This window comes from Streptomyces shenzhenensis, assembly GCF_003688995.1.
Lineage (GTDB): Bacteria > Actinomycetota > Actinomycetes > Streptomycetales > Streptomycetaceae > Streptomyces > Streptomyces shenzhenensis_A.
Genome location: NZ_PENI01000035.1, coordinates 25,378 through 51,237, shown reverse-complemented (window position 1 = coordinate 51,237; position 25,860 = coordinate 25,378). Strand labels below are relative to the sequence as shown.

Annotated in this window: 24 protein-coding genes and 1 pseudogene; 17 read left to right on the top strand and 8 right to left on the bottom strand. The window is 72.0% G+C overall.

The window, feature by feature from the left end; genetic code table 11:
* Nucleotides 1-40 precede the first annotated feature (40 nt).
* Together CTZ28_RS37315 and CTZ28_RS37310 are read right to left on the bottom strand one after the other, a co-directional pair.
* On the bottom strand, nt 41-1,369 hold the full coding sequence (locus CTZ28_RS37315) for a PH domain-containing protein (RefSeq protein ID WP_121894185.1): 1,329 nt from the start codon (nt 1,367-1,369) through the stop codon (nt 41-43).
* Complete coding sequence (locus CTZ28_RS37310) at nt 1,366-1,899, bottom strand: PH domain-containing protein (RefSeq protein WP_121894184.1); 534 nt, start codon at nt 1,897-1,899, stop codon at nt 1,366-1,368. Before CTZ28_RS37310 ends, CTZ28_RS37315 begins: the two co-directional genes overlap by 4 nt.
* A 31-nt stretch (nt 1,900-1,930) precedes the next feature.
* On the opposite strand from CTZ28_RS37310, the gene CTZ28_RS37305 reads away from it, so the two are divergent.
* Nucleotides 1,931-3,082, top strand: a complete 1,152-nt coding sequence (locus tag CTZ28_RS37305) for an NADH-quinone oxidoreductase subunit D (protein WP_121894183.1) — start codon at nt 1,931-1,933, stop codon at nt 3,080-3,082.
* Between the two features lie 52 nt (nt 3,083-3,134).
* On the opposite strand, the gene CTZ28_RS37300 is transcribed toward CTZ28_RS37305, so the two are convergent.
* Nucleotides 3,135-4,349: an SAM-dependent methyltransferase gene (locus tag CTZ28_RS37300; RefSeq protein ID WP_121894182.1), complete on the bottom strand. Its 1,215-nt coding sequence runs from the start codon at nt 4,347-4,349 to the stop codon at nt 3,135-3,137.
* Between the two features lie 118 nt (nt 4,350-4,467).
* On the opposite strand from CTZ28_RS37300, the gene CTZ28_RS37295 reads away from it, so the two are divergent.
* The 3 genes from CTZ28_RS37295 (at nt 4,468) to CTZ28_RS37285 (ending at nt 7,158) form a co-directional block, all read left to right on the top strand.
* Entirely contained in the window at nt 4,468-5,673 is a 1,206-nt protein-coding gene (locus CTZ28_RS37295; protein ID WP_121894181.1) for a sensor histidine kinase, read from the top strand.
* A 149-nt stretch (nt 5,674-5,822) separates the two neighbouring features.
* Nucleotides 5,823-6,494, top strand: coding sequence for a response regulator transcription factor (locus CTZ28_RS37290; RefSeq protein ID WP_121894180.1), 672 nt, complete (start codon nt 5,823-5,825; stop codon nt 6,492-6,494).
* Between the two features lie 31 nt (nt 6,495-6,525).
* Complete coding sequence (locus tag CTZ28_RS37285) at nt 6,526-7,158, top strand: AAA family ATPase (protein ID WP_121894179.1); 633 nt, start codon at nt 6,526-6,528, stop codon at nt 7,156-7,158.
* Between the two features lie 21 nt (nt 7,159-7,179).
* On the opposite strand, the gene CTZ28_RS37280 is transcribed toward CTZ28_RS37285, so the two are convergent.
* A complete protein-coding gene (locus CTZ28_RS37280) occupies nt 7,180-8,277 on the bottom strand; it encodes a DUF5937 family protein (RefSeq protein ID WP_121894240.1) in 1,098 nt (365 codons plus the stop codon).
* Between the two features lie 230 nt (nt 8,278-8,507).
* The gene (locus CTZ28_RS37270) at nt 8,508-9,680 is read right to left on the bottom strand and encodes a threonine aldolase family protein (RefSeq protein WP_121894238.1); all 1,173 of its coding nucleotides are present in this window, start codon (nt 9,678-9,680) and stop codon (nt 8,508-8,510) included.
* Between the two features lie 204 nt (nt 9,681-9,884).
* On the opposite strand from CTZ28_RS37270, the gene CTZ28_RS37265 reads away from it, so the two are divergent.
* The 10 genes from CTZ28_RS37265 (at nt 9,885) to CTZ28_RS37220 (ending at nt 17,999) form a co-directional block, all read left to right on the top strand.
* Nucleotides 9,885-10,817: a Rossmann-like and DUF2520 domain-containing protein gene (locus CTZ28_RS37265; RefSeq protein WP_121894178.1), complete on the top strand. Its 933-nt coding sequence runs from the start codon at nt 9,885-9,887 to the stop codon at nt 10,815-10,817.
* Complete coding sequence (panC, locus tag CTZ28_RS37260) at nt 10,814-11,836, top strand: pantoate--beta-alanine ligase (protein WP_121894177.1); 1,023 nt, start codon at nt 10,814-10,816, stop codon at nt 11,834-11,836. The genes CTZ28_RS37265 and panC overlap by 4 nt, the downstream gene beginning before the upstream one ends.
* On the top strand, nt 11,833-13,551 hold the full coding sequence (locus CTZ28_RS37255; protein WP_121894176.1) for an L-aspartate oxidase: 1,719 nt from the start codon (nt 11,833-11,835) through the stop codon (nt 13,549-13,551). Before panC ends, CTZ28_RS37255 begins: the two co-directional genes overlap by 4 nt.
* Nucleotides 13,552-13,556: 5 nt before the next feature.
* On the top strand, nt 13,557-14,534 hold the full coding sequence (nadC, locus tag CTZ28_RS37250) for a carboxylating nicotinate-nucleotide diphosphorylase (RefSeq protein ID WP_121894175.1): 978 nt from the start codon (nt 13,557-13,559) through the stop codon (nt 14,532-14,534).
* Nucleotides 14,535-14,538: 4 nt separating this feature from the next.
* Complete coding sequence (locus CTZ28_RS37245; RefSeq protein WP_121894174.1) at nt 14,539-15,336, top strand: type III pantothenate kinase; 798 nt, start codon at nt 14,539-14,541, stop codon at nt 15,334-15,336.
* Nucleotides 15,337-15,437: 101 nt separating this feature from the next.
* Nucleotides 15,438-16,070: a hypothetical protein gene (locus CTZ28_RS37240; protein ID WP_121894173.1), complete on the top strand. Its 633-nt coding sequence runs from the start codon at nt 15,438-15,440 to the stop codon at nt 16,068-16,070.
* 44 nt (nt 16,071-16,114) lie between these two features.
* Complete coding sequence (locus CTZ28_RS37235) at nt 16,115-16,294, top strand: hypothetical protein (protein ID WP_121894172.1); 180 nt, start codon at nt 16,115-16,117, stop codon at nt 16,292-16,294.
* A gap of 198 nt (nt 16,295-16,492) precedes the next feature.
* On the top strand, nt 16,493-16,885 hold the full coding sequence (locus tag CTZ28_RS37230) for a BlaI/MecI/CopY family transcriptional regulator (RefSeq protein ID WP_121894171.1): 393 nt from the start codon (nt 16,493-16,495) through the stop codon (nt 16,883-16,885).
* Nucleotides 16,886-16,894: 9 nt separating this feature from the next.
* Nucleotides 16,895-17,428 carry an amino-acid N-acetyltransferase gene (locus tag CTZ28_RS37225; RefSeq protein WP_121894170.1) on the top strand — a complete coding sequence of 178 codons (534 nt, stop codon included), beginning with the start codon at nt 16,895-16,897 and terminating at the stop codon, nt 17,426-17,428.
* Nucleotides 17,429-17,663: 235 nt separating this feature from the next.
* Nucleotides 17,664-17,999 (top strand): histone-like nucleoid-structuring protein Lsr2, encoded by a 336-nt coding sequence (locus CTZ28_RS37220; RefSeq protein WP_121894169.1) that lies wholly within the window; start codon nt 17,664-17,666, stop codon nt 17,997-17,999.
* Here CTZ28_RS37220 and CTZ28_RS37215 read toward each other — a convergent pair.
* Nucleotides 17,978-18,658, bottom strand: a complete 681-nt coding sequence (locus CTZ28_RS37215; RefSeq protein ID WP_259471992.1) for an SCO3374 family protein — start codon at nt 18,656-18,658, stop codon at nt 17,978-17,980. The two genes, CTZ28_RS37220 and CTZ28_RS37215, sit on opposite strands and share 22 nt — an antisense overlap.
* A 478-nt stretch (nt 18,659-19,136) precedes the next feature.
* On the opposite strand from CTZ28_RS37215, the gene CTZ28_RS37205 reads away from it, so the two are divergent.
* Nucleotides 19,137-21,662: an ATP-dependent Clp protease ATP-binding subunit gene (locus tag CTZ28_RS37205; protein ID WP_121894166.1), complete on the top strand. Its 2,526-nt coding sequence runs from the start codon at nt 19,137-19,139 to the stop codon at nt 21,660-21,662.
* A gap of 114 nt (nt 21,663-21,776) precedes the next feature.
* On the opposite strand, the pseudogene CTZ28_RS37200 reads toward CTZ28_RS37205, so the two are convergent.
* A pseudogene (locus CTZ28_RS37200) lies at nt 21,777-22,034 on the bottom strand (hypothetical protein); the annotation flags it as partial.
* A gap of 453 nt (nt 22,035-22,487) precedes the next feature.
* Between CTZ28_RS37200 and CTZ28_RS37195 the strand changes: the two are divergent.
* Nucleotides 22,488-23,096, top strand: a complete 609-nt coding sequence (locus tag CTZ28_RS37195) for a M23 family metallopeptidase (protein WP_121894165.1) — start codon at nt 22,488-22,490, stop codon at nt 23,094-23,096.
* 158 nt (nt 23,097-23,254) lie between these two features.
* On the opposite strand, the gene CTZ28_RS37190 is transcribed toward CTZ28_RS37195, so the two are convergent.
* The gene (locus CTZ28_RS37190) at nt 23,255-23,851 is read right to left on the bottom strand and encodes a TetR/AcrR family transcriptional regulator (RefSeq protein ID WP_121894164.1); all 597 of its coding nucleotides are present in this window, start codon (nt 23,849-23,851) and stop codon (nt 23,255-23,257) included.
* Nucleotides 23,852-23,975: 124 nt separating this feature from the next.
* Between CTZ28_RS37190 and CTZ28_RS37185 the strand changes: the two genes are divergently transcribed.
* Nucleotides 23,976-25,565 carry an MDR family MFS transporter gene (locus tag CTZ28_RS37185; protein WP_183154784.1) on the top strand — a complete coding sequence of 530 codons (1,590 nt, stop codon included), beginning with the start codon at nt 23,976-23,978 and terminating at the stop codon, nt 25,563-25,565.
* The last annotated feature ends 295 nt before the right edge of the window (nt 25,566-25,860 follow it).

The window sequence follows — 25,860 nt, the reverse complement described above, 5'->3', positions numbered from 1 at the left end:
CCACCGGACGCGCTCGGGCCGGGCGTCCGTCCACGGGCGTTCAGGTCATCCAGCGGTCCGGTGGGGCGGCCCTGCGGCCCGTCCGTGATCGCTCGGCCTGGGCGTGCAGCAGCCGCGCCGCCTCCCCGGCGTCCCGTAGACGGGCCGTGACGGTCCTGTTGGCCCCGGTGTCCACATGGACGTTCGCGAGGCGCCACAGGCGTTCCCAGGGGCCCTGCGTGAGCCGTACGCTCTGGACCTTGGCGTGCGGCACCAGCGACAGGCTCCGGCGCAGCAGCCCGTGCCGGGCGGCGAACACCGTGTCGGTGACCGCGATGCCGTGCCCGCGCCACCACACCGGCAGGCACCGCCAGGCGCGCCGCGGCGGGCGCTCCGCCGACCGCGGCACGGCCACGCCGGGCAGCACGCGCGCGATGACCGACTCGGCGGCCGCGCGCGGGGCGACCGGCACGAGCACGGAGTTCGACGACCCGGCGACGTCCAGTTCCACCCGCACCCAGCCGCGCCGGCGCCACAGCAGCGGCTCCACGATCCGTACGGTCTGCACCCGCCCCGGCGGCACCGTCTCGTGCGCGCGGTCGAGCAGCCCGTGGTCGATCCGCAGCCCGTCCGGGGACTCGGCCACCGTCCAGTCGTACTCGGCGACGAACCGGCCCACGCTGCTCGCGCCCGCCGCGCCGAGCAGCGGCAGCCCGGTGGCGAGGACCGTCCACACGCTGTGGGTGGCGAGCCACAGCACGGGCGGTACGACGAGGGCGGCCACCAGGGAGCCCCAGGTGGCGCCCGTCAGCACCAGGGAGACCGCGAGGTCCCGTGCGGGCAGCCGCAGCAGTTCGTGCGCCGGGGCCTCGCCGACCTCGTGCGCCGTCTCGGGCGCGAAACCGGCGGCGCGCGCGAGCAGTTCCGCGCGCAGGGCGCGCGCCTCGCCCTCGCCCAGGAAGGCGAGTTCGTCCTTCTTGTCGGCCCCGACGACGTCGATGCGCAGCTTGGCGACGCCCGCCACGCGCGCGAGGAGCGGACGCGTGACGTCGATGGCCTGGATCCGCTCCAGCCGGATGTGCGCCGTGCGCCGGAACAACAGGCCGGTGCGTATGCGCAGTTCGCTGTCGGTCACCGAGAAGTGGGTGAACCACCAGGACAGGAAGCCGTAGAGGGCAGCCGCCGGGACCAGCACGGCGAGCCCGGTCAGCAGCCATGCGGTGGTCAGCTTGGTCAACTGCTCCTGCGCCTGGTTCGGGTCGTGCATCGCCCACCCGGCGAGCACGGCGACCGGCGCCCACGCCCGCCGGAAGGGCGTCACGGGGTGCAGCCGCCGCTCGGCCACGGCCCGCTCCGTCCGTATGCCGTCCTCGACGCCCGGCGCGGTCACAGGCCGGCCGATCGGGCCTCGCCGAGCTCGGTGAGCCGGTCGCGCAGCCGTTCCGCCTCGGCCGGGTCGAGGCCCGGGATGGTGGCGTCGGTGGCCGCGGCGGCGGTGTGCAGCTGGACGCTGGCCAGCCCGAAGTGCCGCTCCACGGGTCCGGAGGTCACCTCGACGAGCTGCATGCGCCCGTAGGGCACGACGGTCTCCTCGCGCCACAGGACGCCGCGGCTGATCAGCAGGTCGTCGGCGCGCTCGGCGTACCGCCAGGAGCGCCAGTTGCGGCCGAGCATCACCCAGCCCCATGCCCACAGGGCCAGCGGCAGCAGCGCGAACGCGGCCCAGGGCGGCCCGGCGAGCAGGCCGGGCAGCAGACCCGCGGCCAGGGCGACCAGTCCCAGCCACACCGACAGCAGCAGGCGGCGCATCCGCAGCAGCCCCGGCGGCAGCCCGGTCCACACCGGCCCGGCGCCCGCCGTCCCCTCGGTCCCCTCAGCGGTCCCCGCCGCTCCCGCCTCGCGCGGGCTCCCCGTCTCCATACGGCCAGCCTACGTAGGAGAGACTGGGTGCATGACTCCTACGACGGAGACCACGGTCGGGATCGGCGGTGCGGCGGAGAGCACCGACATGGTGCTCAACATCGGTCCCCAGCACCCTTCCACGCACGGCGTGCTGCGGCTGCGGCTCGTGCTGGACGGCGAGCGCATCGTGCACGCGGAACCCGTGATCGGCTACATGCACCGGGGAGCGGAGAAGCTCTTCGAGGCGCGCGACTACCGCCAGATCGTCATGCTCGCCAACCGCCACGACTGGCTGTCGGCGTTCTCCAACGAGCTGGGTGTGGTGCTCGCCGTGGAGCGGATGCTCGGCATGGAGGTCCCCACGCGCGCGGTGTGGACGCGCACGCTGCTCGCCGAGCTGAACCGGGTGCTCAACCACCTGATGTTCCTGGGCTCCTATCCGCTGGAGCTGGGCGGCATCACCCCGGTCTTCTACGCGTTCCGGGAGCGCGAGGTGCTGCAGAACGTCATGGAGGAGGTCTCCGGCGGGCGCATGCACTACATGTTCAACCGGGTCGGCGGCCTCAAGGAGGACCTGCCGGCCGGCTGGACGGCACGCGCGCGTGCCGCCGTCGCCGCGGTGCGTTCCCGCATGGACGTCTTCGACGACCTGGTCCTCGGCAACGAGATCTTCCGCGGGCGCACCCGGGGCGTGGGGGTACTCGCGCCGGAGACCGTGCACGCCTACGGCGTGAGCGGGCCCGTCGCACGGGCGGCCGGCGTGGACTTCGATCTGCGGCGCGACGAGCCGTACCTGGCGTACGGGGAGCTGCGGGACACCCTGCGGGTGGTGACCCGGCAGGAGGGCGACTGCCTCGCCCGCTTCGAGTGCCTCCTGGAGCAGACGCACAACGCCCTGGCGCTGGCCGACGCCTGTCTCGACCGGCTGGCGGAGCTGCCGCCCGGCCCGATCAACCAGCGGCTGCCGAAGGTCCTGAAGGCGCCCGAGGGGCACACGTACGCGTGGACCGAGAACCCGCTCGGCATCAACGGCTACTACCTGGTCAGCAAGGGGGAGAAGACCCCGTACCGGCTCAAGCTGCGCTCGGCCTCGTACAACAACATCCAGGCGCTCACCGAGCTGCTCCCGGGGACGCTGGTCGCGGACATGGTGGCGATCCTGGGGTCGATGTTCTTCGTGGTCGGGGACATTGATAAGTAGCGACAAGTAGTGATAAGTAGCGGCAAGTAACCGGCGACCGGCCCGGGGTGTCTCACGCGCGGGTGGAGTCCGGGGCGAGCGGGTGCGGGATGCCGACCGGCTGGAGCAGCCAGCCGAAGTCGCCGAGGCCGCCGACCGCGGTGAGTTCCGCGGCCTCGCCCGCGCTCGCGAGGGCGCTGAGGTACGCCTGGGGGTCCGTGGCGGCGAGCGCGAGCGGGGGGCGTGCGCCGGCGAGGCCCAGGGCGCGCAGCGCATCGCGTTGTGACAGCAGGAGCGCGTCGGGGAGCGCCCCACAGGCACCCGGCGCCGTATCGCCGTCCCGCGCCTCCCCGGCGTCCCGCGCCTCCCCGGCGTCCGGCGCCTCCTCGGTGTCCCGTGCCTCCCCGCGGTCCCGCGCCTCCTCGGTGTCCCGCGCCGTGCACGCTCCCCGCGCCGCGCACGCGTCCAGTGCGACGTGTGCCGTGATGTCGCAGGACCCGTCCGGCACGGGTGCCGTCTCGCGTCCCTCCCGGAACCCGGTGAGCGTCCCGAACGGGGGCCGCGCCCGCGCCGTGTGGGCGTAGTCCACGGCGACCGCGAGCCCCCGCTCGACGCACCCGACGGCGGACGCCCACGCGGTGTCCCTCGGCAGCCCGATCTCCGCGCGCAGCCCCTCCTCGGGCGGCAGCGGCCACCAGCGCGCGAGCCACGCCGCCTCCGCCCCCGCCACGGGCTCCCCGAGCCGCTCGATGCCGTCCTGCCGTACGAGCACCAGCCGGGCCACGCCCGCGTGGTCCACCTCGGCGACCTCCAGCGGCACGTCGTCCAGCCACTCGTTGGCGAACAGCAGCCCGGTGATCCCGGCGGGGGGCGCGCTCAGCCAGGTGATCCGCTCGTCGAGCCCCGCGGGGCGGTCGGCGACCTCCACGGCGTACCCACGCGCGCGTGCGGCCACCTCGTCGGGCAGCGCGGCGAGCACGCCGGTGACCAGTTCGCCCCGTCCGGCCGCCATGTCCACGAAGTCCAGCGCCGAGGGCCGCCCCAGCGCCTCGTCGACCCGGCACAGCAGCCGCGCCACGGCCGCGGCGAACAGCGGCGACGCGTGCACGGACGTACGGAAGTGCCCGGCGGGTCCCTCGGGGCGGCGGTAGAAGCCGCCGGGGCCGTAGAGCGCCGCCTCGGTGGCCGCACGCCAGCCGCGCCACCCGCCCGGCGCGGAATCCCGCTCCGCGCCGCCCGTTCCGCCTGCGGACCCGCTTGTGGTCCCGCGTGTCGTCCCGTCCGTCATCGGACCAGACTAGGCGCGTAGATGATCACGGTCTCCACCTTGCGGAGTATGTGCGTCAGGCACGGATCGGCCCTCCGGTTGACCCCCGCACACATCACCTTTCCCTACTCTGGGTTACGTGCAGCGCCTCTACGACTTCCTTCGCAGACACCCGACGTGGGTCGACACCTTCTGGGCCGTCGTCCTGTTCGGGCTCTCCTGCGTGGGCGTCGCCAGCGTCGACGGGGTGTCGGGCCACCACGGATCGGTCGCCGAGGGGCTGGTCGTGTCCACCGTGCTGTGTGCCGTCATCGCGCTGCGCCGCCGGCTGCCGGAGCAGATGCTGCTGCTGGCCGCCGGGACCGGAGTGGCCCAGCTCGTCCTGGACGTCGAGACGACCGTCGCCGACTTCGCCATGCTGGTGATCATCTACACGGTCGCCGCGACCGGTGCGCGCTGGGCCTCCTGGTTCGCCCTGGCCACCGGCCTGTGCGCGGCGACCCTGGCGCAGATCCGCTGGCCGGTCGAGCAGACGAGTTTCGCGGGGCAGATCGCCATAGCCGTCTTCCAGACCGTGCCGTTCGCCCTCGCCTGGGTGCTCGGCGACTCCATGCGCACGCGCCGCGCCTACTTCGCCCAGCTGGAGGAGCGGGCCGCCCGCCTGGAGAGGGAGCGGGAGGCACAGGCCAAGGTCGCGGTCGCCGCCGAGCGCGCCCGGATCGCGCGCGAACTGCACGACGTCGTCGCGCACAACGTGTCGGTGATGGTGGTGCAGGCCGACGGCGCCGCCTATGTTCTCGACGCCGCGCCCGACCAGGCGAAGAAGGCCCTGGAGACGATCTCCTCCACCGGCCGCCAGGCGCTCGCCGAGATGCGCCGCCTGCTCGGCGTGCTGCGCACCGGCGAGCACAAGGAGGTCGGCGAGTACGTCCCGCAGCCCGACGTGGAGCAGATCGACGAGCTGATCGAGCAGTGCCGCAGCTCCGGGCTGCCGGTCGACTTCAAGGTCGAGGGCACCCCGCGCCCGCTGCCCAGCGGCGTCGAGCTGACCGCGTACCGCATCGTGCAGGAGGCCCTGACCAACACCCGTAAGCACGGCGGGCCGAACGCGGGCGCCAGTGTGCGCCTGGTCTACTTCGACGACGGGCTCGGCCTGCTCGTCGAGGACGACGGCATGGGCGCCCCGCACGAGCTGTACGAGGAGGGCGGCGCCGACGGCGGGGGCCACGGTCTGATCGGCATGCGCGAGCGGGTCGGCATGGTCGGCGGCACCCTCGACGCGGGGCCCCGCCCGGGCGGAGGATTCCGCATCAGCGCCCTGCTCCCGCTCAAACCGGCGCATTGACGCCGTCGCACGCCCCCGTTGACACCTGTCACGCCCCGCAGAACCCAAGAACCCAAGAACCCAGAAGTCGAAGACCGTAGAGCCGAAGACCCAAGAGCCGAAGCCCGAAGAGACGGACCGAAGCGACGGAAACGGAAGAAGAGGACCCGATGGCGATCCGCGTGATGCTCGTCGACGACCAGGTGCTGCTGCGCACCGGCTTCCGGATGGTGCTCGCCGCCCAGCCGGACATGGAGGTCGTCGCGGAGGCGGGTGACGGCGTCGAGGCCCTCCAGGCGGTGCGCTCCACCGCCGTCGACGTCGTCCTGATGGACGTCCGTATGCCGAAGCTGGACGGCGTGGAGGCCACCCGCCGCATCTGCGCCGAGCCCGACCCGCCGAAGGTGCTGATCCTGACCACCTTCGACCTCGACGAGTACGCCTTCTCCGGGCTGAAGGCGGGCGCCTCCGGCTTCATGCTGAAGGACGTGCCGCCCGCGGAACTGCTGGCCGCCATCCGCTCCGTGCACAGCGGCGACGCCGTCGTCGCCCCCTCCACCACCCGGCGCCTCCTCGACCGCTTCGCGCCGATGCTGCCCCCCGCCGGCGGGGAACCGCAGCACAAGGAGCTGGAGCGGCTCACGGACCGCGAGCGCGAGGTCATGGTGCTGGTCGCCCAGGGCCTGTCGAACGGCGAGATCGCGGCCCGGCTGGTGCTGTCCGAGGCGACGGTGAAGACCCACGTCGGCCGCATCCTGACCAAGCTGGGGCTGCGCGACCGGGTGCAGGTGGTGGTCCTCGCGTACGAGACGGGTCTGGTGCGGGCCGGCGGACACGGCTGACCCCCGCGCGGGGCATCGATAGGGTCTGCGCATGCTCCTGTGGATCAACGGCCCCTTCGGGGGCGGCAAGACACAGACCGCGCACGAGATCCAGCGCCGCCTGCCCGGCAGCGTGATCTGCGACCCCGAGCACCCCGGCTTCGGGCTGCGTCGCATGCTCCCGCCCGAACTGCGCGGTGATTTCCAGGACTTGGCCTCCTGGCGGCAGGGTGTCGTCGAGGTGCTCGATCTCGCCCTGACCCGGCACGACGGTGTGGTGATCGCACCCATGACGGTCACCGACACCGGCCACTTCGCCGAGACCGTCGGCCGGCTGCGTGAACTCGGCCATGACGTCCAGCACTTCACGCTGCTCGCCGAGCACGAGACGGTGCTGAGACGGCTGCGCGAGCGGAGCCCGGGGCACCTGATGCGGCTCTCCGGCGGCAAGAAGTCGGCTCCGCGCAGGGCGAACTGGGCCGTCGAGCAGCTCGACCACTGCCTGGAGCGGCTGCGCGAGCCGGAGTTCGCCGAGCATCTGTGGACCGACCACTCCACCGTGCCCAAGACGGCGGACCGGATCGCGGTGCTGGCCGGCCTGACACTGCAGCCCAACACCGACGGTGCGCTGCGCACGCGGATCAGACAGGCAGGCGTCGGCCTGCGGCACATCCGCTTCGACTGACCCCGCCCGCGCCCGCCCCGGCTAGCGCAGCAGCCCCTCCAGGAGGTCGCCGCCCAGCCGGGCGACGACCGCCACGTCCAGCTGGTGCAGCACATAGCGGCCACGGCGGCGGGTGGTGACCAGGCCCGCCTTCTTCAGCACGCCGAGGTGCCGGGACACCTCGGGCGCGGTCAGGCCGTGCACCTGGGCCAGCTCGCTCGTGGTGTACGTGCTGCGCGCCAGATGGCGGCAGATCCGCATGCGGACCGGGTGGGACAGCGCGGTCATCCGCAGCGTGAGCTGCTCCACCGACGGGGGCGAGGCCGGCTCGGGGGAGGCGACCGGGTAGTGCAGCGCGGGCTGCCATCCGTAGCGGTGCAGCACGCTCAGATGCGGCCGGCCCAGGTTCGTCGGTATCAGGAGCAGGCCGCCCGCGGTGACCGTGCGGCCCTCGGTGAGCTTGTCCACGGTGATCCGCGCGGCGGACTCGTCCAGCGTGACGGCCGGGGAGACGGCGGCCAGCGCCTCGGCCAGCCCCTTGTGCCGCAGCAGTTCGCCCTTGTGCCGGGCGTCCGCCGTCAGCTGGTGGCGCATCCGGTCCCAGGTCTCGGCGAAGAAGGCCTCGTCGCAGTCCTCCAGGAACCGCCGCAGCCAGGCCCGGACGCTCGGCGGGTCGTCCAGCAGCCGCTGGGTGAACCGCACCTGCCGCGGTCCGCGCGAGGCGGCGGCCTCCAGCGCGCGGCGGCGCACGACGTCGTCCGACAGGATGTCCGGGGCCTGGGTGTCGTACGTGAGCATGCACGTGAACTCCAGGGCCGCGTCCACGAAGTCCTCGTCCGCCAGCTTGTCCAGCAGGTCCAGGTCCGCGGCGAGGGTGGCGCCCGGTACCGCGCCGGGGAGGCCCGCGAACGGCATGAACAGGTCCGAGAACGTCGTCCGCCACAGGAAGTCCGCCTCGCACATCCGGTCGGCGAGGTGCGCGTCAAGCCGGGCGGTCACATCGGCCGTCCAGCCGCGCAGGCCCGGATGGTGTCCCGGCTCCGACAGCGCGTGCAGCGCCATGCCCAGCTCGGCCAGGGGCGAGGGCACGACGACGACCCGCTCCGGCCGCAGCCCCGCGATGTCGATGCGCACACTCATGCCCCCATGGTGCATGCCGCCACCGACAACGGCCGTCTCGTTTGACGGCGGCCGTCAAACGACGGGACGTCCCGGCGCAATCGGCGCAACCCGGCCCCGCCGGGGGCCGCCGCGGAGCCCGCCCGCGCCCGGTACGGGTGACGTACGTCTCATACGCGAGCTGCGCGACCTGCGGCGCTTCCGCGCGGTCGGCGCGGGCCACCCGGGACGGCGGGCGCGGCCGGTGACGGCTAGGACTTCTCCGGGAGCCGGGCGGTGAACTCCGCGACGGCCTCCCGTACGTCCTGCGCGGTCCACTCCAGGCCGGCCGCCCCGACGGTGACCTCCGTCATGGCGAGCCCGGGGCCGCCGGACTGCCAGCGGCCCGCGAAGAGGGCCACGGAGGTCTCCTCGGCCTGCCGTACCGCCGCCTCCGCGGCCACGTCCGGCTCGTACGGCAGCCAGACCTGGAACTGGTGGGTGTGCGGCTCCTCGGGGTGCACGCTCGCCCACGGCAGCCCGTTCGCGGCGAACCCCTCGCGCAGCGCGCCGGCCACCACGCGCGCGTGCCGCACGTACTCCGGCAGCCGGGGCAGCTCGCGCTCCAGTCCGACGAGCGCCGACAGCGCGGCCGGGAACTGCTGGAACAGCGTGCCGCCGTACCGGTGCCGCCACACCTTGGCGTCCTCCACCAGCGTCGTGCTGCCGGCGAGCGCGGCGCCGCTGAGGCCGTCGAGGGACTTGTAGAACGACACGTAGACGCTGTCGGCCAGGCCGGCGATCTCGTCCAGGGAGCGGTCGAAGTGCACGGTCGACTCCCACAGCCTGGCCCCGTCGAAGTGCACCACGGCGTCCCGTTCCCGGGCGGCCGCCACGACCTCGGTCAGCTCGTCCCAGGCGGGCAGCACGAAACCGGCGTCCCTCAGGGGCAGTTCCAGCATCAGCGTGCCGAAGGGCTCCGCCAGGGCGCGTATCTCCTCGGCCGTGGGGAGCCGGGTCGCGGTGGTCACATGGACCGGGCGCAGGCCGCTGACCTGGCTGAGCGCATGCCGTTCGTGCACCTCGGGGTGCGACAGCGGATGCAGTGCGACCGACGGGTTGCCGGTGCGGGCCGCCCAGCAGCGCAGGGCCACCTGCTGGGCCATCGTGCCCGTCGGGAAGAACGCGGCGGCCTCCGTGCCCAGCAGCGCGGCGACCCGGTCCTCCAGGGCCGCCACGATCCGGTCGCCGTACATGTCCGCCGGTTCGTCCAGGTCGTACACCTGGGGTCCGGCCTCCCGCAGCAGCTCCAGCCGTTCGCGGATCGAGGCCCGCATGCCGGGGCGGGCCAGCACGTGCCGCGCCTCCCGGTGCGCCGCCGCCCGCCGCTCCGGCAGCCGCTCCCGCTCCGACGGCTCTTCGCCTCGCTCAGCCTTGTCGCTCATGCACGGGATCATGCCGTGCCGTGCTCCGCGGGGCAGCTCCATTTCCGGGGGCCGGCACCGGGCGCGTGCGCGGGCGGCGCCGGCGGCGGGCGCGGAGAAACCCACAGCCTGTGGACAGCCGATCGGCCCTCCACCCGATCGCGTTAACATGACGAGAAATCGTCCGGTACCCAGAGCGGACTGGAACGGGAAGGCCACCGTCGCGTGAGTACAGACCTACAGCCAGACCTCAAGGACCGCCCTGCGCGGCTCACCGTGGGCGTCGTCGGCGCCGGCCGGGTGGGCCCGGCCCTGGCTGCGTCCCTCCGACTCGCCGGGCACCGGCCGGTGGCCGTCTCCGCGGTCTCCGACGCCTCCATGAGGCGCGCCGAACTGCTGCTGCCGGACGTGCCGGTCGTGCCGCCCGCCGAGGTCCTGCAGCGGGCCGACCTGGTCCTGCTCACCGTCCCGGACGACACCCTGCCGGGCCTCGTGGCGGGGCTCGCCGAGACCGGCGCCGTACGGCCGGGGCAGCTGCTCGTGCACACCTCCGGGCGGTACGGCGCGCGGGTCCTGGACCCGGCGCTGCGCGCGGGCGCGCTGCCGCTCGCGCTGCACCCCGTGATGACCTTCACCGGCACCCCCGTGGACGTCCAGCGGCTGGCCGGCTGCTCCTTCGGCGTCACCGCCCCCGACGAACTGCGGCTCGCCGCCGAGGCGCTCGTCATCGAGATGGGCGGCGAGCCCGAATGGGTCGCCGAGGAGAACCGCCCGCTCTACCACGCGGCCCTCGCCCTCGGTGCCAACCATCTGGTGACCCTGGTCGCGCAGTCCATGGAGCTGCTGCGCGCGGCCGGCGTCGAGGCGCCCGACCGGATGCTCGGCCCGCTCCTCGGCGCCGCCCTGGACAACGCCCTGCGCTCCGGTGACGCGGCGCTGACCGGGCCCGTCGCGCGCGGGGACGCGGGCACCGTCGCGGCGCACGTCGCCGAGTTGCGCAGGCACGCCCCGCAGAGCCTCGACGGCTATCTGGCGATGGCCCGCGCGACCGCCGACCGGGCGCTGGCGCACGGACTGCTGAAGCCGGAGCTCGCCGAGGACCTGCTCGGCGTTCTCGCCACGGGCAGGGACGCGACCGGGAGCGGGGAGGACCGATGAGCCGCCGTCGCTGCGCACTCGCCCCCACGGCCGCGGACCTGACGGCCCTGCGCGACCGGTTCGCGGTGCCGGGAGGCACCGCCGTCGTGATGACCATGGGCGCCCTGCACGAGGGCCACGCCACCCTGATCCGGGCCGCACGCGAGCGCGTCGGCGACGCCGGTTTCGTGATCGTCACCGTCTTTGTCAACCCGCTCCAGTTCGGCGCGGGCGAGGACCTCGACCGCTATCCGCGCACCCTCGAAGCCGATCTGAAGATCGCCGAACAGTCCGGCGCCGACGCGGTGTTCGCGCCGTCTGTGGACGAGGTCTACCCCGGCGGCCGGCCCCAGGTGCGCATCTCCGCGGGCCCCATGGGCGAGCGCCTGGAAGGTGCCGTGCGGCCCGGGCACTTCGACGGTGTGCTCACGGTCGTCGCCAAACTGCTCCACCTCACCCGCCCCGACCTGGCCCTGTTCGGACAGAAGGACGCCCAGCAGCTGGCGCTGGTCCGGCGCATGGTGCGGGATCTGAACTTCGGCGTCGACATCGTCGCCGTGCCGACCGTGCGCGAGCCCGACGGCCTGGCCCTGTCCAGCCGCAACCGCTACCTCTCGCCCGACGAGCGGCGCACCGCGCTCGCCCTGTCCCGGGCCCTGTTCGCGGGCCACGACCGGCACGCCGCGCAGGAGGCGCTGCGCGCGCGTGCCCTCGAAGTGCCCTCCACGCGTGCGCGTGCCGAGGCGCTCAGCGCGATAGGCGAGTCCAGGGCGGCCGCCGACGCGCACGCGGTCGCCAAGGCCGTGCCGGGAGCCGCGGCGGCCGTCCGCGCCGCCGCCCGCACCGTCCTGGACGAGGCGGCGCGCCACGACCCGCCGCTGGAGCTGGACTACGTGGTCCTCGTCGACCCGGCCGACTTCACCGAGATCGACGACGACTTCACCGGCGAGGCCGTCCTCGCCGTGGCCGCCCGGGTCGGGACGACCCGGCTGATCGACAACGTCCCCCTCACCTTCGGAACCCTCGGAGCCGCCTCGTGACCAGCACAGGCATACGACTGCACGCGCCCGCTCCCGGGTGGTCCATCGCCGCGGACGTGGTGGTCGTCGGCTCCGGTGTGGCCGGGCTCACCGCGGCCCTGCGCTGCGAGGCCGCCGGGCTGCGCACGGTCGTCGTCACCAAGGCCCGTCTCGACGACGGCTCCACCCGCTGGGCGCAGGGCGGCATCGCCGCGGCCCTCGGCGAGGGCGACAGCCCCGCGCAGCACCTGGACGACACCCTGGTCGCGGGCGCCGGCCTGTGCGACGAGGAGGCCGTACGGATCCTCGTCACCGAGGGCCCCGACGCGGTACGGCGGCTGATCTCCACCGGCGCCCACTTCGACACCGACGACGAGGGCGACATCCAGCTCACCCGGGAGGGCGGCCACCACCGCCGCCGCATCGCGCACGCCGGCGGCGACGCCACCGGCGCGGAGGTCTCCCGGGCGCTCGTGGAGGCCGTACACGCGCGCGGACTGCGCACCGTCGAGAACGCGCTCGTGCTCGACCTGCTCACCGACGCGGACGGCCGGACGGCCGGCGTGACCCTGCACGTCATGGGCGAGGGCCAGCACGACGGCGTGGGCGCCGTGCACGCCCCCGCCGTGGTGCTGGCGACCGGCGGCATGGGCCAGGTGTTCTCGGCGACCACCAACCCGTCGGTGTCGACGGGCGACGGTGTCGCGCTCGCCCTGCGCGCCGGCGCCGAGGTCTCCGACCTGGAGTTCGTGCAGTTCCACCCGACCGTGCTGTTCCTCGGCGCGGACGCGGAGGGCCAGCAGCCGCTGGTCTCCGAGGCGGTGCGCGGCGAGGGCGCCCACCTGGTCGACGGCGACGGTGTGCGCTTCATGCTCGGGCAGCACGAACTGGCCGAGCTGGCCCCCCGGGACATCGTCGCCAAGGCCATCATGCGCCGGATGCAGGAGCAGGACGCCGGGCACATGTTCCTCGACGCCCGGCACTTCGGCGCCGCCATGTGGGAGCACCGTTTCCCGACGATCCTGGCCGCCTGCCGTGCCCATGGCATCGACCCGGTCACGGAGCCCATCCCGGTCGCCCCGGCCGCCCACTACGCCTCCGGCGGCGTCCGCACCGACTCCCGGGGCCGCACGACGGTCCCCGGGCTGTACGCGTGCGGCGAGGTCGCCTGCACCGGCGTGCACGGCGCCAACCGGCTGGCCTCCAACTCCCTCCTGGAGGGCCTGGTCTACGCCGAGCGGATCGCCGCCGACATCGCCGCGAGCCGGGCGGAGCACGGCCTGCCCGCGCGTGAGCCGGCGCCGGTCGGACGCCCGGGCCGGCCCGCGCACCCGCTGCTCGGCCCCGAGGCCCGGTTCGCGATCCAGCGGATCATGACCGACGGCGCGGGCGTGCTGCGCTCGGACGAGTCCCTCGCCAAGGCCGCCGACCAGCTCCGGCGGCTGGACACGGAGGCCCGCGACACCCTCGGCGAGAACGGCAAGACCGCCGAGCCCGGCGTCGACACCTGGGAGGCCACCAACCTCCTGAGCGTGGCCCGTGTCCTGGTCGCCGCCGCCCGCGTGCGCGAGGAGACCCGCGGCTGCCACTGGCGCGAGGACCGGCCCGACCGCGACGACGCCACCTGGCGGCGCCACATCGTCGTACGGCTGAATCCGGACCGCACGCTGGCCGTGCGCACCACGGACACCGCAGACTTCCCCCCGACCCGGCAGCACCGTCCCCAGGAGCAGTGACAGAAGTGAGCACCCACGACCTTCCCCTCGCCTCGTCCGGTGGCTGCGGCGACGGCTGCGCCTGCGGTGCCGAGGGCGACGAGGCATACCTGGAGTGCGGGCTCGACCCCGCCCTCGCCCAGCTCCTGGCCGACGCCGGGCTCGACCCCGTCGAGATCGAGGACATCGCGAACGTCGCCGTCCAGGAGGACCTCGCGGGCGGTGTGGACGTGACGACCGTCGCGACCATCCCCGAGGAGGCCGTGGCCACCGGCGACTTCACCTCGCGCGAGGCGGGCGTGGTGGCGGGCCTGCGGGTCGCCGAGGCGGTGCTCTCGGTGGCCTGCACGGACGAGTTCGAGGTCGAGCGGCACGTGGCGGACGGCGACCGGGTGGCGGCGGGCCAGCGGCTGCTGTCGGTCACCACGCGCACGCGTGACCTGCTGACGGCCGAACGCAGCGCGCTGAACCTGCTGTGCCGCCTGTCGGGCATCGCGACGGCCACGCGCGCGTGGGCGGACGCCCTCGAGGACACCCGGACCAGGGTCCGCGACACCCGCAAGACCACGCCGGGTCTCCGGTCCGTGGAGAAGTACGCGGTGCGCTGCGGCGGCGGGGTCAACCACCGCATGTCGCTGTCGGACGCGGCGCTCGTCAAGGACAACCACGTGGTCGCCGCGGGCGGCGTCGCGCAGGCCTTCGAGTCGGTCCGTGAGGCCTTCCCGGACGTGCCGATCGAGGTCGAGGTCGACACCCTGCACCAGCTGCGCGAGGTCGTCGACGCGGGCGCGGACCTGATCCTGCTGGACAACTTCACGCCAGGGGAGTGCGAGGAGGCGGTGGCCATCGTGCACGGGCGGGCGCTGCTGGAGGCGTCGGGCCGGCTGACGCTGGAGAACGCCAGGGCGTACGCGGACACCGGCGTGGACTTCCTGGCCGTCGGTGCCCTGACCCACTCGTCGCCGATCCTGGACATCGGCCTGGACCTGCGTGAGGCGGAGTAGGGCCATGCTCCTCACGATCGACGTGGGCAACACGCACACCGTGCTGGGACTGTTCGACGGTGAGGACATCGTCGAGCACTGGCGCATCTCCACGGACGCCCGGCGCACGGCGGACGAGCTGGCGGTGCTGCTGCAGGGGCTGATGGGGATGCACCCGATGCTCGGCGAGGAACTCGGGGACGGCATCGACGGCATCGCGATCTGCGCGACCGTGCCGTCGGTGCTGCACGAGCTGCGCGAGGTGACGCGGCGGTACTACGGGGACGTGCCCGCGGTGCTGGTGGAGCCCGGGGTGAAGACCGGCGTGCCGATCCTGACCGACAACCCCAAGGAGGTCGGCGCCGACCGGATCATCAACGCGGTCGCGGCCGTCGAGCTGTACGGGGGCCCGGCGATCGTCGTGGACTTCGGCACGGCGACCACGTTCGACGCGGTCAGCGCGCGCGGGGAGTACATCGGCGGGGTCATCGCGCCGGGCATCGAGATCTCCGTCGACGCGCTCGGGGTCAAGGGCGCGCAGCTGCGGAAGATCGAGGTGGTCCGGCCGCGCAGCGTCATCGGCAAGAACACCGTGGAGGCGATGCAGGCGGGGATCGTGTACGGGTTCGCAGGGCAGGTCGACGGCGTGGTGAGCCGGATGGCCCGGGAGCTGGCCGACGACCCGGACGACGTGACGGTGATCGCCACGGGCGGGCTGGCGCCGATGGTCCTGGGCGAGTCGTCGGTCATCGACGAGCACGAGCCGTGGCTGACGCTGATCGGGCTGCGCCTGGTGTACGAGCGGAACGTGTCCCGTCTCTGACCCGGTCCGGGGTGGGGCGCGCACGTCCAGGTGGGTGGTGTGCGCGCGCCACGCACGCCCCCTTACGCCAAATTTGTCTGATTAGTGCGTATGGTCGGTGTATGCCCACGCCCAATGGATCCCGCGGCGGCATGGCGTTCGGTGCGGAGGAGCTGCGTGTGCTCCGCCGTGCCCTCGCCCTCGCCCTCCACCCCAGCCCCGCTTCGGCCGAGGACGTCCAGGACTGTCTCCGGCTCGCCGAGTCGCTCGACGAGGCGATGCGCGAGGGGGCGCGGTTGCGCGCCTTCCTGGTGGCGGACCTCGCCCGGTACCGCGCTGCCCTGCCCGGCACCGTCGTCGGCTATCTCGCGCTCCTGGAGGAGGCGCTGGCCGCCGGATACCGGCCGTCGGACGACGACCTCGCCGCGCTGCGGGCGCTGCGCGGGAATCCCGTCGCGGCGGGACTGCTGCACCGCTGCACGAGCGGGCCGGTCGCCGGCGTGCCGAGCGTGCCCGCCTCCCGCCGCGGCGCCCGGCTGGTGGCCCTGCCGGGCGGTGCGGGCGAGGAGCGGGGCAAGAAGCCCGCGGAGCGGCCCAAGGAGCGTCCCGGCGAGCGGCCCGGGCAGCGGCCGAGCCCCGCCCCGGCGAAGCCGTCGCGGCCCATCCCGACCCCCGGCGAGGTCTTCCCCCGCCGCAAGCCGCCCACGCCGCCCGCCGACCCCGCTCCCCCGCACCAGCGGCTCGCCGCCGGGTGAGGGGCGGTCCCCCTGCCGCGTGGGGCCGTGGCTACCCTGGGGCCATGGACTACGTCTCCGCGCTCGTGCCCCCCGTCGTCATGGCCGCGTTCTTCATCGGTGTGGTCAGGGTGATCGTGAAAACCCAGGGCGGGGCCGCCAAGACCAAGGAGGACGCCGCCGTCGACGCCGCCATGGCTCGCACGGAGGGCGCGCCGCAGGCCTCCGCCCGCTCCGAGGCCTGAGCCGTCCGGCGCCCACGGCGCCGGACCCGGACCACGGCGTACGACTCGGAGGCCCGCACCAGGTGCGGGCCTCCGAGTCGTACGCCGTTTTTGTCCGTCTTTGTAGCTGAACTGCCCGTTCGGTGCGCCGTTACCCCGGATCTCCCACTATTGTTCTGAGTTGTGCCTCGCCCATTGGGAGAACTCGAAGACGCGGTCATGACGCGGGTGTGGAAGTGGAACCGCCCGGTGACCGTTCGAGAAGTCCTGGAAGACCTTCAGCGGGAACGGTCGATCGCGTACACCACGGTCATGACCGTATTGGACAATCTCCATCAGAAGGGCTGGGTGCGGCGCGAGGCCGAAGGCCGGGCCTATCGATATGAGGCCGTCTCCACCCGGGCCGCCTACGCCGCCGCCCTGATGAACGACGCATGGTCGCAGAGTGACAACCCGGCGGCGGCCCTGGTCGCCTTCTTCGGCATGATGAGCGACGAACAGCGCCAGGCACTCAGAGACGCCGTCCGCATCGTCCAGGGCCCGGAAACCGATACCGGTGCCGATGCCGGCGCCGAGAACCCCGGCTCCGCGCAGGACGGCGGCGGGCGATAGCGTCCGCTCATGTCAGCAGAGCGCCCCGAAGTCACCGCAAAAGCCATCACCGTCCGGCGGGCCCGGACCGGCGATGTCCCGGCCGTGCGCCGCCTCCTCGACGCGTACGTCCGTGAGCGCATCCTGCTCGACAAAGCGACCGTCACGCTTTACGAGGACATCCAGGAGTTCTGGGTCGCCGAACGCGACGACAACGCCGAGGTGGTCGGCTGCGGCGCGCTGCACGTCATGTGGGAAGACCTCGCGGAAGTCCGCACTCTCGCGGTCAAGCCCGGCCTGAAGGGCGCCGGCGTCGGCCACCAGTTGCTGGAGAAGTTGCTGCACACCGCCCGTTGGCTCGGTGTTCGACGGGTTTTCTGCCTGACCTTCGAAGTGGACTTCTTCGGGAAGCACGGCTTCGTGGAGATCGGCGAGACGCCCGTTGACACCGATGTCTACGCGGAGCTGTTGCGTTCCTATGACGAGGGTGTCGCCGAGTTCCTCGGTCTCGAACGAGTGAAACCGAACACCTTGGGCAACAGCCGGATGCTTCTGCATCTGTGATCGCCGGGCTTGGCCCGGTATTCCAGCCCTCCGACCCTGCCCAGGTGCCCTATGTCCGAAACGCGCATGTTTCCGGACTGAGGTGCCCCCCAGAGTCTCTCCCGGGGGTTTGTGTTTTTCCGGCAAAAGCGGTTTGCTTTCCGACGTACTGCAGTACTGCATATAACAGGGGGGCGGCGAAACGGCGGATGCCGCAGGCCCCGAGCCCTCATAGTTATCGATGAAAGGAAATCCGGTGGCACAGAAGGTTCAGGTCCTTCTTGTCGACGACCTCGACGGTGGCGAGGCGGACGAGACCGTGACGTTCGCGCTGGACGGCAAGACGTACGAGATCGATCTCACGACCTCCAACGCGGACAAGCTGCGCGGACTTCTCGACCCCTATGTGAAGGGCGGTCGGCGTACCGGTGGCCGTGCTTCGGGCGGACGCGGAAAGGCCCGCGTCGCTTCCGGCGGCAGCCAGGACACCGCGCAGATCCGCGCCTGGGCGAAGGAGAACGGTTACGAGGTCAACGACCGTGGCCGTGTTCCCGCGTCCATCCGCGAGGCCTACGAGAAGGCCAACGGCTGAACAGCCGGCGGCCCGGCGCTCGCGCGCCGCAGCCGGATCCGGTGGCAGTGAGCCGCCACCGTGTCCACCAGCCGTACGAGATCGGGGGCGCCCCCACCGCCCCCCACGGCCGACAGTGTCGGCAGCGAGGCCTCGACCTCGCGCCCCGGCTCGGGGGGTCGCAACCACAGGGCGGCCCCCTGCGCGGAATGAGGAGAACCCGCGGATCGCACGGACCGCGCGGACCGCGTGGACCGTGGCGCGGGGACCCTGCGCGAGGGGAACGCGGGACCGGTGCGGCCCGCGGGAAGCGGCCGCGGTCCACCGGCGTCGGGCCCGGGAGGTGCCGGCGCGTCCAGTCGGCCGCCGGCGCCCAGAGCCAGCAGATCGAGCGGCAGCGAACCCCATTCCAGCCAGTCCAGCAGCCCCGGCAGCTCCTCCGCGCCGCCCGCGGCCACCAGAAGCCGCATCCGGTCGCCCCGCAGGGCCACCGGAGAGCCCGGTGCCAGATGCCTGAGCGCCGCGGCGCCCGCCTCGGCCGGGACGTCCAGGACGTCGAAGCGCACACCCGTGACGAGCCGCAGCGGCTCTCCGGCCACCGTGGCCCAGCCCAGCTCGTTTTCGTACCAGTCCCGGGCCCGTGCGTCCGGCGCGACAGGCCGACGGGGGAGCGGGATCATGGGGACGGTGCCAACCATGCCAGGCGCAACAGCGGAACCCTGCCGGGAGTTACGCTTGGTGTTCCGATGACTGCACAGAGTGCCGGAAAAGGGGGCGCGTGGGGGCCCGAGCAGGCGCAAGGTTGTTCGCCCATAGCGGAGGGAACCGAGGCGCCCGGCATGGAGTGTCAGTCCGTACGGGTAAGACATCCCTAGTGGGAGGGGGCGACACGCAGAACGGGCCGTCTCACGTTCGCCATCGGCGTACTCGTGGTGTGGGTAACTGTCTGGCCTGCGGGAACATCGTCTCGCACCATCGGGTTGGAGCAGATGTCGGCGTTCGGGGTCAGGAGGCAGCAGCTTGTCTCCGCGAGAGCGGAGGTGATCCGGACGGTGTCGGCAGTTGGAATGAGCGGTCCCCGCTTGCGGGACTAAGCTGCGGAAGGACAGAGAGGGGAGCGTCCCCTTACTGCCTGACCGCTCTGAGGAGCGATTAACGATGTTCGAGAGGTTCACCGACCGCGCGCGGCGGGTTGTCGTCCTGGCTCAGGAAGAAGCCCGGATGCTCAACCACAACTACATCGGCACCGAGCACATCCTCCTGGGCCTGATCCATGAGGGTGAGGGTGTCGCCGCCAAGGCCCTTGAGAGCCTCGGGATTTCGCTCGAGGCGGTCCGCCAGCAGGTGGAGGAGATCATCGGCCAGGGCCAGCAGGCCCCGTCCGGGCACATCCCCTTCACCCCCCGTGCCAAGAAGGTCCTGGAGCTGTCGCTCCGCGAGGCCCTCCAGCTGGGCCACAACTACATCGGCACGGAGCACATCCTGCTCGGCCTGATCCGTGAGGGCGAGGGCGTCGCCGCCCAGGTCCTGGTCAAGCTGGGCGCCGATCTCAACCGTGTCCGCCAGCAGGTCATCCAGCTGCTGTCGGGCTACCAGGGCAAGGAGACCGCCACCGCCGGCGGCCCTGCCGAGGGCACTCCCTCGACGTCCCTGGTCCTCGACCAGTTCGGCCGGAACCTCACCCAGGCCGCTCGCGAGTCCAAGCTCGACCCGGTCATCGGGCGCGAGAAGGAGATCGAGCGGGTCATGCAGGTGCTGTCCCGCCGTACGAAGAACAACCCGGTCCTGATCGGTGAGCCCGGCGTCGGCAAGACCGCCGTCGTCGAGGGTCTCGCCCAGGCCATCGTCAAGGGCGAGGTGCCCGAGACGCTCAAGGACAAGCACCTCTACACGCTGGACCTCGGCGCCCTGGTCGCCGGCTCCCGCTACCGCGGTGACTTCGAGGAGCGCCTGAAGAAGGTGCTCAAGGAGATCCGCACCCGCGGCGACATCATCCTGTTCATCGACGAGCTGCACACGCTGGTCGGTGCGGGTGCCGCCGAGGGCGCCATCGACGCCGCTTCGATCCTGAAGCCGATGCTGGCCCGCGGTGAGCTGCAGACCATCGGTGCGACCACGCTGGACGAGTACCGCAAGCACCTGGAGAAGGACGCGGCCCTGGAGCGCCGCTTCCAGCCCATCCAGGTCGCGGAGCCGTCCCTGCCGCACACGATCGAGATCCTCAAGGGCCTGCGCGACCGCTACGAGGCGCACCACCGGGTCTCCATCACGGACGAGGCGCTGGTCCAGGCCGCCACCCTGGCCGACCGCTACATCTCGGACCGCTTCCTGCCGGACAAGGCGATCGACCTGATCGACGAGGCCGGTTCCCGGATGCGGATCCGCCGGATGACGGCCCCGCCGGACCTGCGCGAGTTCGACGAGAAGATCGCCGCGGTCCGCCGGGACAAGGAGTCCGCGATCGACTCGCAGGACTTCGAGAAGGCCGCCTCCCTGCGCGACAAGGAGAAGCAGCTCCTGGCCGCCAAGGCGAAGCGGGAGAAGGAGTGGAAGGCCGGCGACATGGACGTCGTCGCCGAGGTCGACGGCGAGCTGATCGCCGAGGTCCTCGCCACGGCCACCGGCATCCCGGTCTTCAAGCTGACCGAGGAGGAGTCCAGCCGCCTGCTCCGCATGGAGGACGAGCTCCACAAGCGGGTCATCGGCCAGGTCGACGCCGTCAAGGCGCTGTCGAAGGCGATCCGCCGCACGCGTGCGGGTCTGAAGGACCCGAAGCGTCCGGGTGGCTCGTTCATCTTCGCCGGCCCGTCGGGTGTCGGTAAGACCGAGCTGTCCAAGGCACTGGCGGAGTTCCTCTTCGGCGACGAGGACGCGCTGATCTCCCTCGACATGTCGGAGTTCAGCGAGAAGCACACGGTCTCGCGTCTCTTCGGTTCGCCCCCCGGCTACGTGGGGTACGAGGAGGGCGGTCAGCTGACCGAGAAGGTCCGCCGCAAGCCGTTCTCCGTCGTCCTCTTCGACGAGGTCGAGAAGGCCCACCCGGACATCTTCAACTCGCTGCTGCAGATCCTGGAGGACGGTCGGCTGACCGACTCCCAGGGCCGGGTCGTGGACTTCAAGAACACGGTCATCATCATGACGACCAACCTCGGCACCCGGGACATCTCCAAGGGCTTCAACCTGGGCTTCGCGGCCTCGGGTGACACGAAGACCAACTACGAGCGCATGAAGAACAAGGTCTCGGACGAGCTGAAGCAGCACTTCCGGCCCGAGTTCCTCAACCGCGTCGACGACGTGGTCGTCTTCCCGCAGCTGACGCAGGAGGACATCCTGCGGATCGTCGACCTGATGATCGGCAAGGTGGACGAGCGCCTGAAGGACCGGGACATGGGCATCGAGCTGTCCCAGTCCGCCAAGGAGCTGCTGTCCAAGAAGGGCTACGACCCGGTGCTGGGCGCCCGGCCGCTGCGCCGCACGATCCAGCGCGAGATCGAGGACACGCTCTCCGAGAAGATCCTCTTCGGCGAGCTGCGTCCCGGTCACATCGTGGTCGTGGACACCGAGGGCGAGGGCGAGACCAAGACCTTCACCTTCCGCGGCGAGGAGAAGTCCGCGCTGCCGGACGCCCCGCCCATCGAGCAGGCGGCCGGCGGCGCCGGTCCGAACCTGAGCAAGGAGGCGTAAGCCTCCGGCGGATCTGCCGACCCGGAGGGGCCGGTGCCTTCGAGGCACCGGCCCCTCCGGGCGTTTCAGCGGTGTGCGGCGAGTCCCGGATGGTCCGGGTGTTCAGCCCGGCGTCCGCGTGTCCTGCGTCGTGCGCGGGGGAGTCAGCGCCGCCGCGCGCTGCTCCGCCTCCGCCCGTACCGCCGGATCCACGGCCGTCGCGTGCGCCAGGCACGTCAGCGCCAGCAGGGTCGGCCGGGGGCTGTCCCGGGAAAGCAACTGCCGTAGCAGTGCGGCCCGTTCGCGGGGGCGGGCGTGGGCCACCGCCATGCGGATGACGTCCTCCCCCTGTGGGTCGTCGGCGTGGCTCGTCAGGACGTCGAGATGGCCCTCCGCACCAGCGCGCGTACAACTCCTCGCGGCCGGTGGACAGATGGCTGCGGCGCTCGCGGTACGGGGCGCAGATCAGCCCGCACATCAGCTGATGGCGACGGTGCGAGACGCCGGGCGTAGTGCCGGTCACATTCTGAGGGGGGTGGATCTTGGGGTTCGGTGACTTGGCACACAGGTCAAATAGGCGGTACTACCCGAGGTAGTCAGAGCGGCCGTCGGGGCAAATTAGGACATTTGCTCCAGGGGTTTGAGGGTCGATCTGCCGTTGCCAGAAGGGTTGTCCGGTTCGTGGGGTCTCTGTCTTGAATGGGGTGGTTTTTCGGTGAAGTGCTATATCGCCTCGTAGGTGGTGGTTTTGGAGGCGGGCGAGGTCCGGGGTTACCAAGGGATGGCCCGACCGGGAGGCGTCCGTGCGCCGGCCGGGTTTCCCGTCCCCGAATACACGAGGTTCCGATGTCCCAGCGCGTCACGTCCCGCCTGTCCCGTACGTCCCTGGTCCGCAACCGCACCGCAGTCCTTGCCGCCGGTCTCGGCGTCTCGGCCGTACTGGGGGGCGGGGTCGCGGCCGCCGCCACCGCGCAGGCTCCCGCCACCGCCGTGACGGCCAAGACCGTCGCCGCCCAGGGCGCCGCCCAGAGCGCGGCGGCGTGGATCGACCCGGTCAAGAAGTACACGCTGTCCGCGAGCTTCAACCAGGCCGGCGGCATGTGGAAGGCCAAGCACAGCGGCCAGGACTTCGCGGTGCCGAGCGGTACCCAGGTCCTCGCGGCGCACGGCGGCACCGTCGTGAAGGCCGGAGGCAACGGCGCGGGCGACGGTCCCGCGTACGGCAACGCCGTTGTCATCAAGCACGGCAACGGGACGTACTCCCAGTACGCCCACCTGTCGCGGATCGACGTGAAGGTCGGCCAGGTCGTCGCCACCGGCCAGCACATCGCGCGGTCCGGCAACACCGGCAACTCCACCGGTCCGCACCTGCACTTCGAGATCCGTACGACCCCGAACTACGGCTCCGCGATAGACCCGGTCTCCTTCCTGCGCGCCAAGGGCGTGCGGGTCTAGGGCCTCTCGTTTGGATCATGCCGGGCTCGCGGGCCCTGGCACCGCGCCTCGCGGCGTTGTCGTCGGTTGTCAGGGCTCCGCCCTGCCGCCCTCCTCCGCCTTGCGATCCACGGCACCAGACCCCGCTCCCTGATCCGGCCTGATCCAAACGAAAGACCCTAGGTCCCGGCGCCGCCCTTGTGTGCCTGTGTCACCAGGTCCACGGCGACCTCGAGAACGGCCGCGCGCTTCTTCTCGGGGTCGCCCTCCAGGTCCTGCAGCAGGAACATCCCGGCGTGCAGCGTGAAGATGGCGCTCGCGCAGCGGACCTGGTCGACCAGGTCCGCGTCCGGGTCGACGAAGATGTCCCGCAGGCCGCGCATGCGGTCCTTGAACGAGTCGCCGATGCGCAGTTCCCGCACGGTCGCCTGGTTCTCCTGCATGAAGCGGAACAGCGGCGCCGCGTCGACGAGTGCCTGGCTGTAGCGCCTGACGATCTCCTGCTTGGTCGCCAGGGTGTGCGGCTGCTGCTCGCCCCAGTCGATCAGCTCCTCCATCGGCTTCGTCAGATCCGCGAAGAGGCTGACGATGATCTCTTCCTTCGTCTTGAAGTGGTAGTAGAGCGCCGCCTTGGTGACGTCGAGCCGTTCGGCGATCTCGCGCAGGGAGGTCTTCTCGTATCCCTGCTCCGCGAAGAGTTCGAGCGCCACGTCCTGGATGCGCTGGCGGGTGTTCCCGCGACGCTGCTGCTTGGTCCCGTCCATGGTGACGCCCATTTTCGTACTCCTCGCACTCCTGCGGAAACTTACTTGACGACCGGCTAGTGACGGGTCTACCTTCCCCAGTGTAGTCAACTAGCCGGGCGGCAAGTAAGTGGCCGCCGCAGGGAGAGTGCGGACGATGGCGGACACACAGCAGGCCCCGGCGGGCCAGGACATATCCGAAGAGCAGGGCAGCCAGCCGAAGAGCGTGCGCGTGGTCCTGCTCGCGCTGATGATCGCGATGATGCTCGCGATGCTCGACAACATGATCGTGGGCACGGCGATGCCGACGATCGTCGGTGAACTGGGCGGCCTGCAGCACCTGTCCTGGGTGGTGACCGGGTACACGCTCGCCACCGCGGCGGCCACCCCGATCTGGGGCAAGCTCGGTGACATGTACGGGCGCAAGGGCGCCTTCATGGCCTCGATCGTGATCTTCCTGATCGGGTCCGCGCTGAGCGGCATGGCCCAGGACATGGGCCAGCTGATCGGTTTCCGGGCCGTGCAGGGCCTCGGCGCCGGTGGTCTGATGGTCGGCGTCATGGCGATCATCGGCGACCTCGTGCCGCCGCGTGAGCGCGGCAAGTACCAGGGCATGATGGCCGGGGTCATGGCGCTCGCGATGATCGGCGGCCCGCTGGTCGGCGGCACCATCACCGACAACTGGGGCTGGCGCTGGGCCTTCTACATCAACCTGCCGCTCGGCGTGATCGCGCTGGCCGCGGTCAGCGCGGTGCTGCATCTGCCGAAGAAGCGGACCGAGACGCGCATCGACTATCTGGGCGCCGCGCTGCTGACTGTCGGCATCACCGCGATCGTGCTGGTGACGACCTGGGGCGGCACCGAGTACGCCTGGACCTCCGCGCGGATCATGGAGCTGTGCGCCATCGGCATCGTCTCGCTGATCGCCTTCGTGATCTGGCAGACCAAGGCCGCCGAGCCGGTGCTGCCGCTGCACATCTTCCGCAGCCGCAACTTCACCCTGATGTCGGTCATCGGCTTCATCACCGGCTTCGTGATGTTCGGCGCCACGCTGTTCCTGCCGCTGTACCAGCAGTCGGTGCAGGGCGCGTCCGCGACCAACTCCGGACTGCTGCTCCTGCCGATGCTCGGCGCGATGCTGGTCACGTCGATGGTCGCGGGGCGGGTCACCACGAACACCGGCCGCTACAAGATCTTCCCGATCGCCGGCGGTGTGCTGATGGTCGCGGGCCTGTATCTGCTGTCGCTGATGGACACGGGCACCTCCCGGTTCACCTCCGGCGTGTACATGGCCATCCTGGGCCTCGGCATGGGCTGTCTGATGCAGATCACCATGCTGGTCGCGCAGAACAGCGTGCAGATGAAGGACATGGGCGTCGCGTCCTCGTCGACCACCCTGTTCCGTACGCTCGGCTCCTCCTTCGGCGTCGCCATCATGGGCGCGCTCTTCAACCACCGGGTCCAGGACGTCATGGCGGAGCGGGCCGGCTCGGCGGGCCGGCAGCTGACCGAGCAGTCCGCCCAACTGGACGCGGCGAGCCTGGCCAAGCTGCCGGCGGCGGCGCGCGAGGCGTACCAGCACGCGGTGTCCGCGGGCACACACAGCGCCTTCCTGCTGGGCACGGCGGTCGCGGTGATCGTGCTGATCGCGGCGGTGTTCGTGAAGGAGGTTCCGCTCAAGGGCGGACCGCAGAAGGACCCGGCCGACGCCGCCCAGCCGCAGGCGCCGGTGGCCGAGGCCGTCTGATCCGGTTCCGAGCCGAAGGCCCCCCGGCGGGTGTCCGCCCCGGGGGGTCTTCTCCTTGTCCCGGCCCGGCGAGCGCCGCGGGGGCCGCCCGGCCGTTCCGCGGCGTTGTCGGTGCCGCGTGTCACCATCGGCTCATGGGCACGTTGCGCCGGCTGCGGCTGGCCGAGGACGCCGTGGACCGCGCCTGGGCCGACCCGAATCGCGATGCTCTGAGTCGGCGGCTTCCGGCGGGCCCCCGACGCGCCATGGAGCCGTTCCGAAGACGCGGACTCTACGGTGACCGGGCAAGGGACGA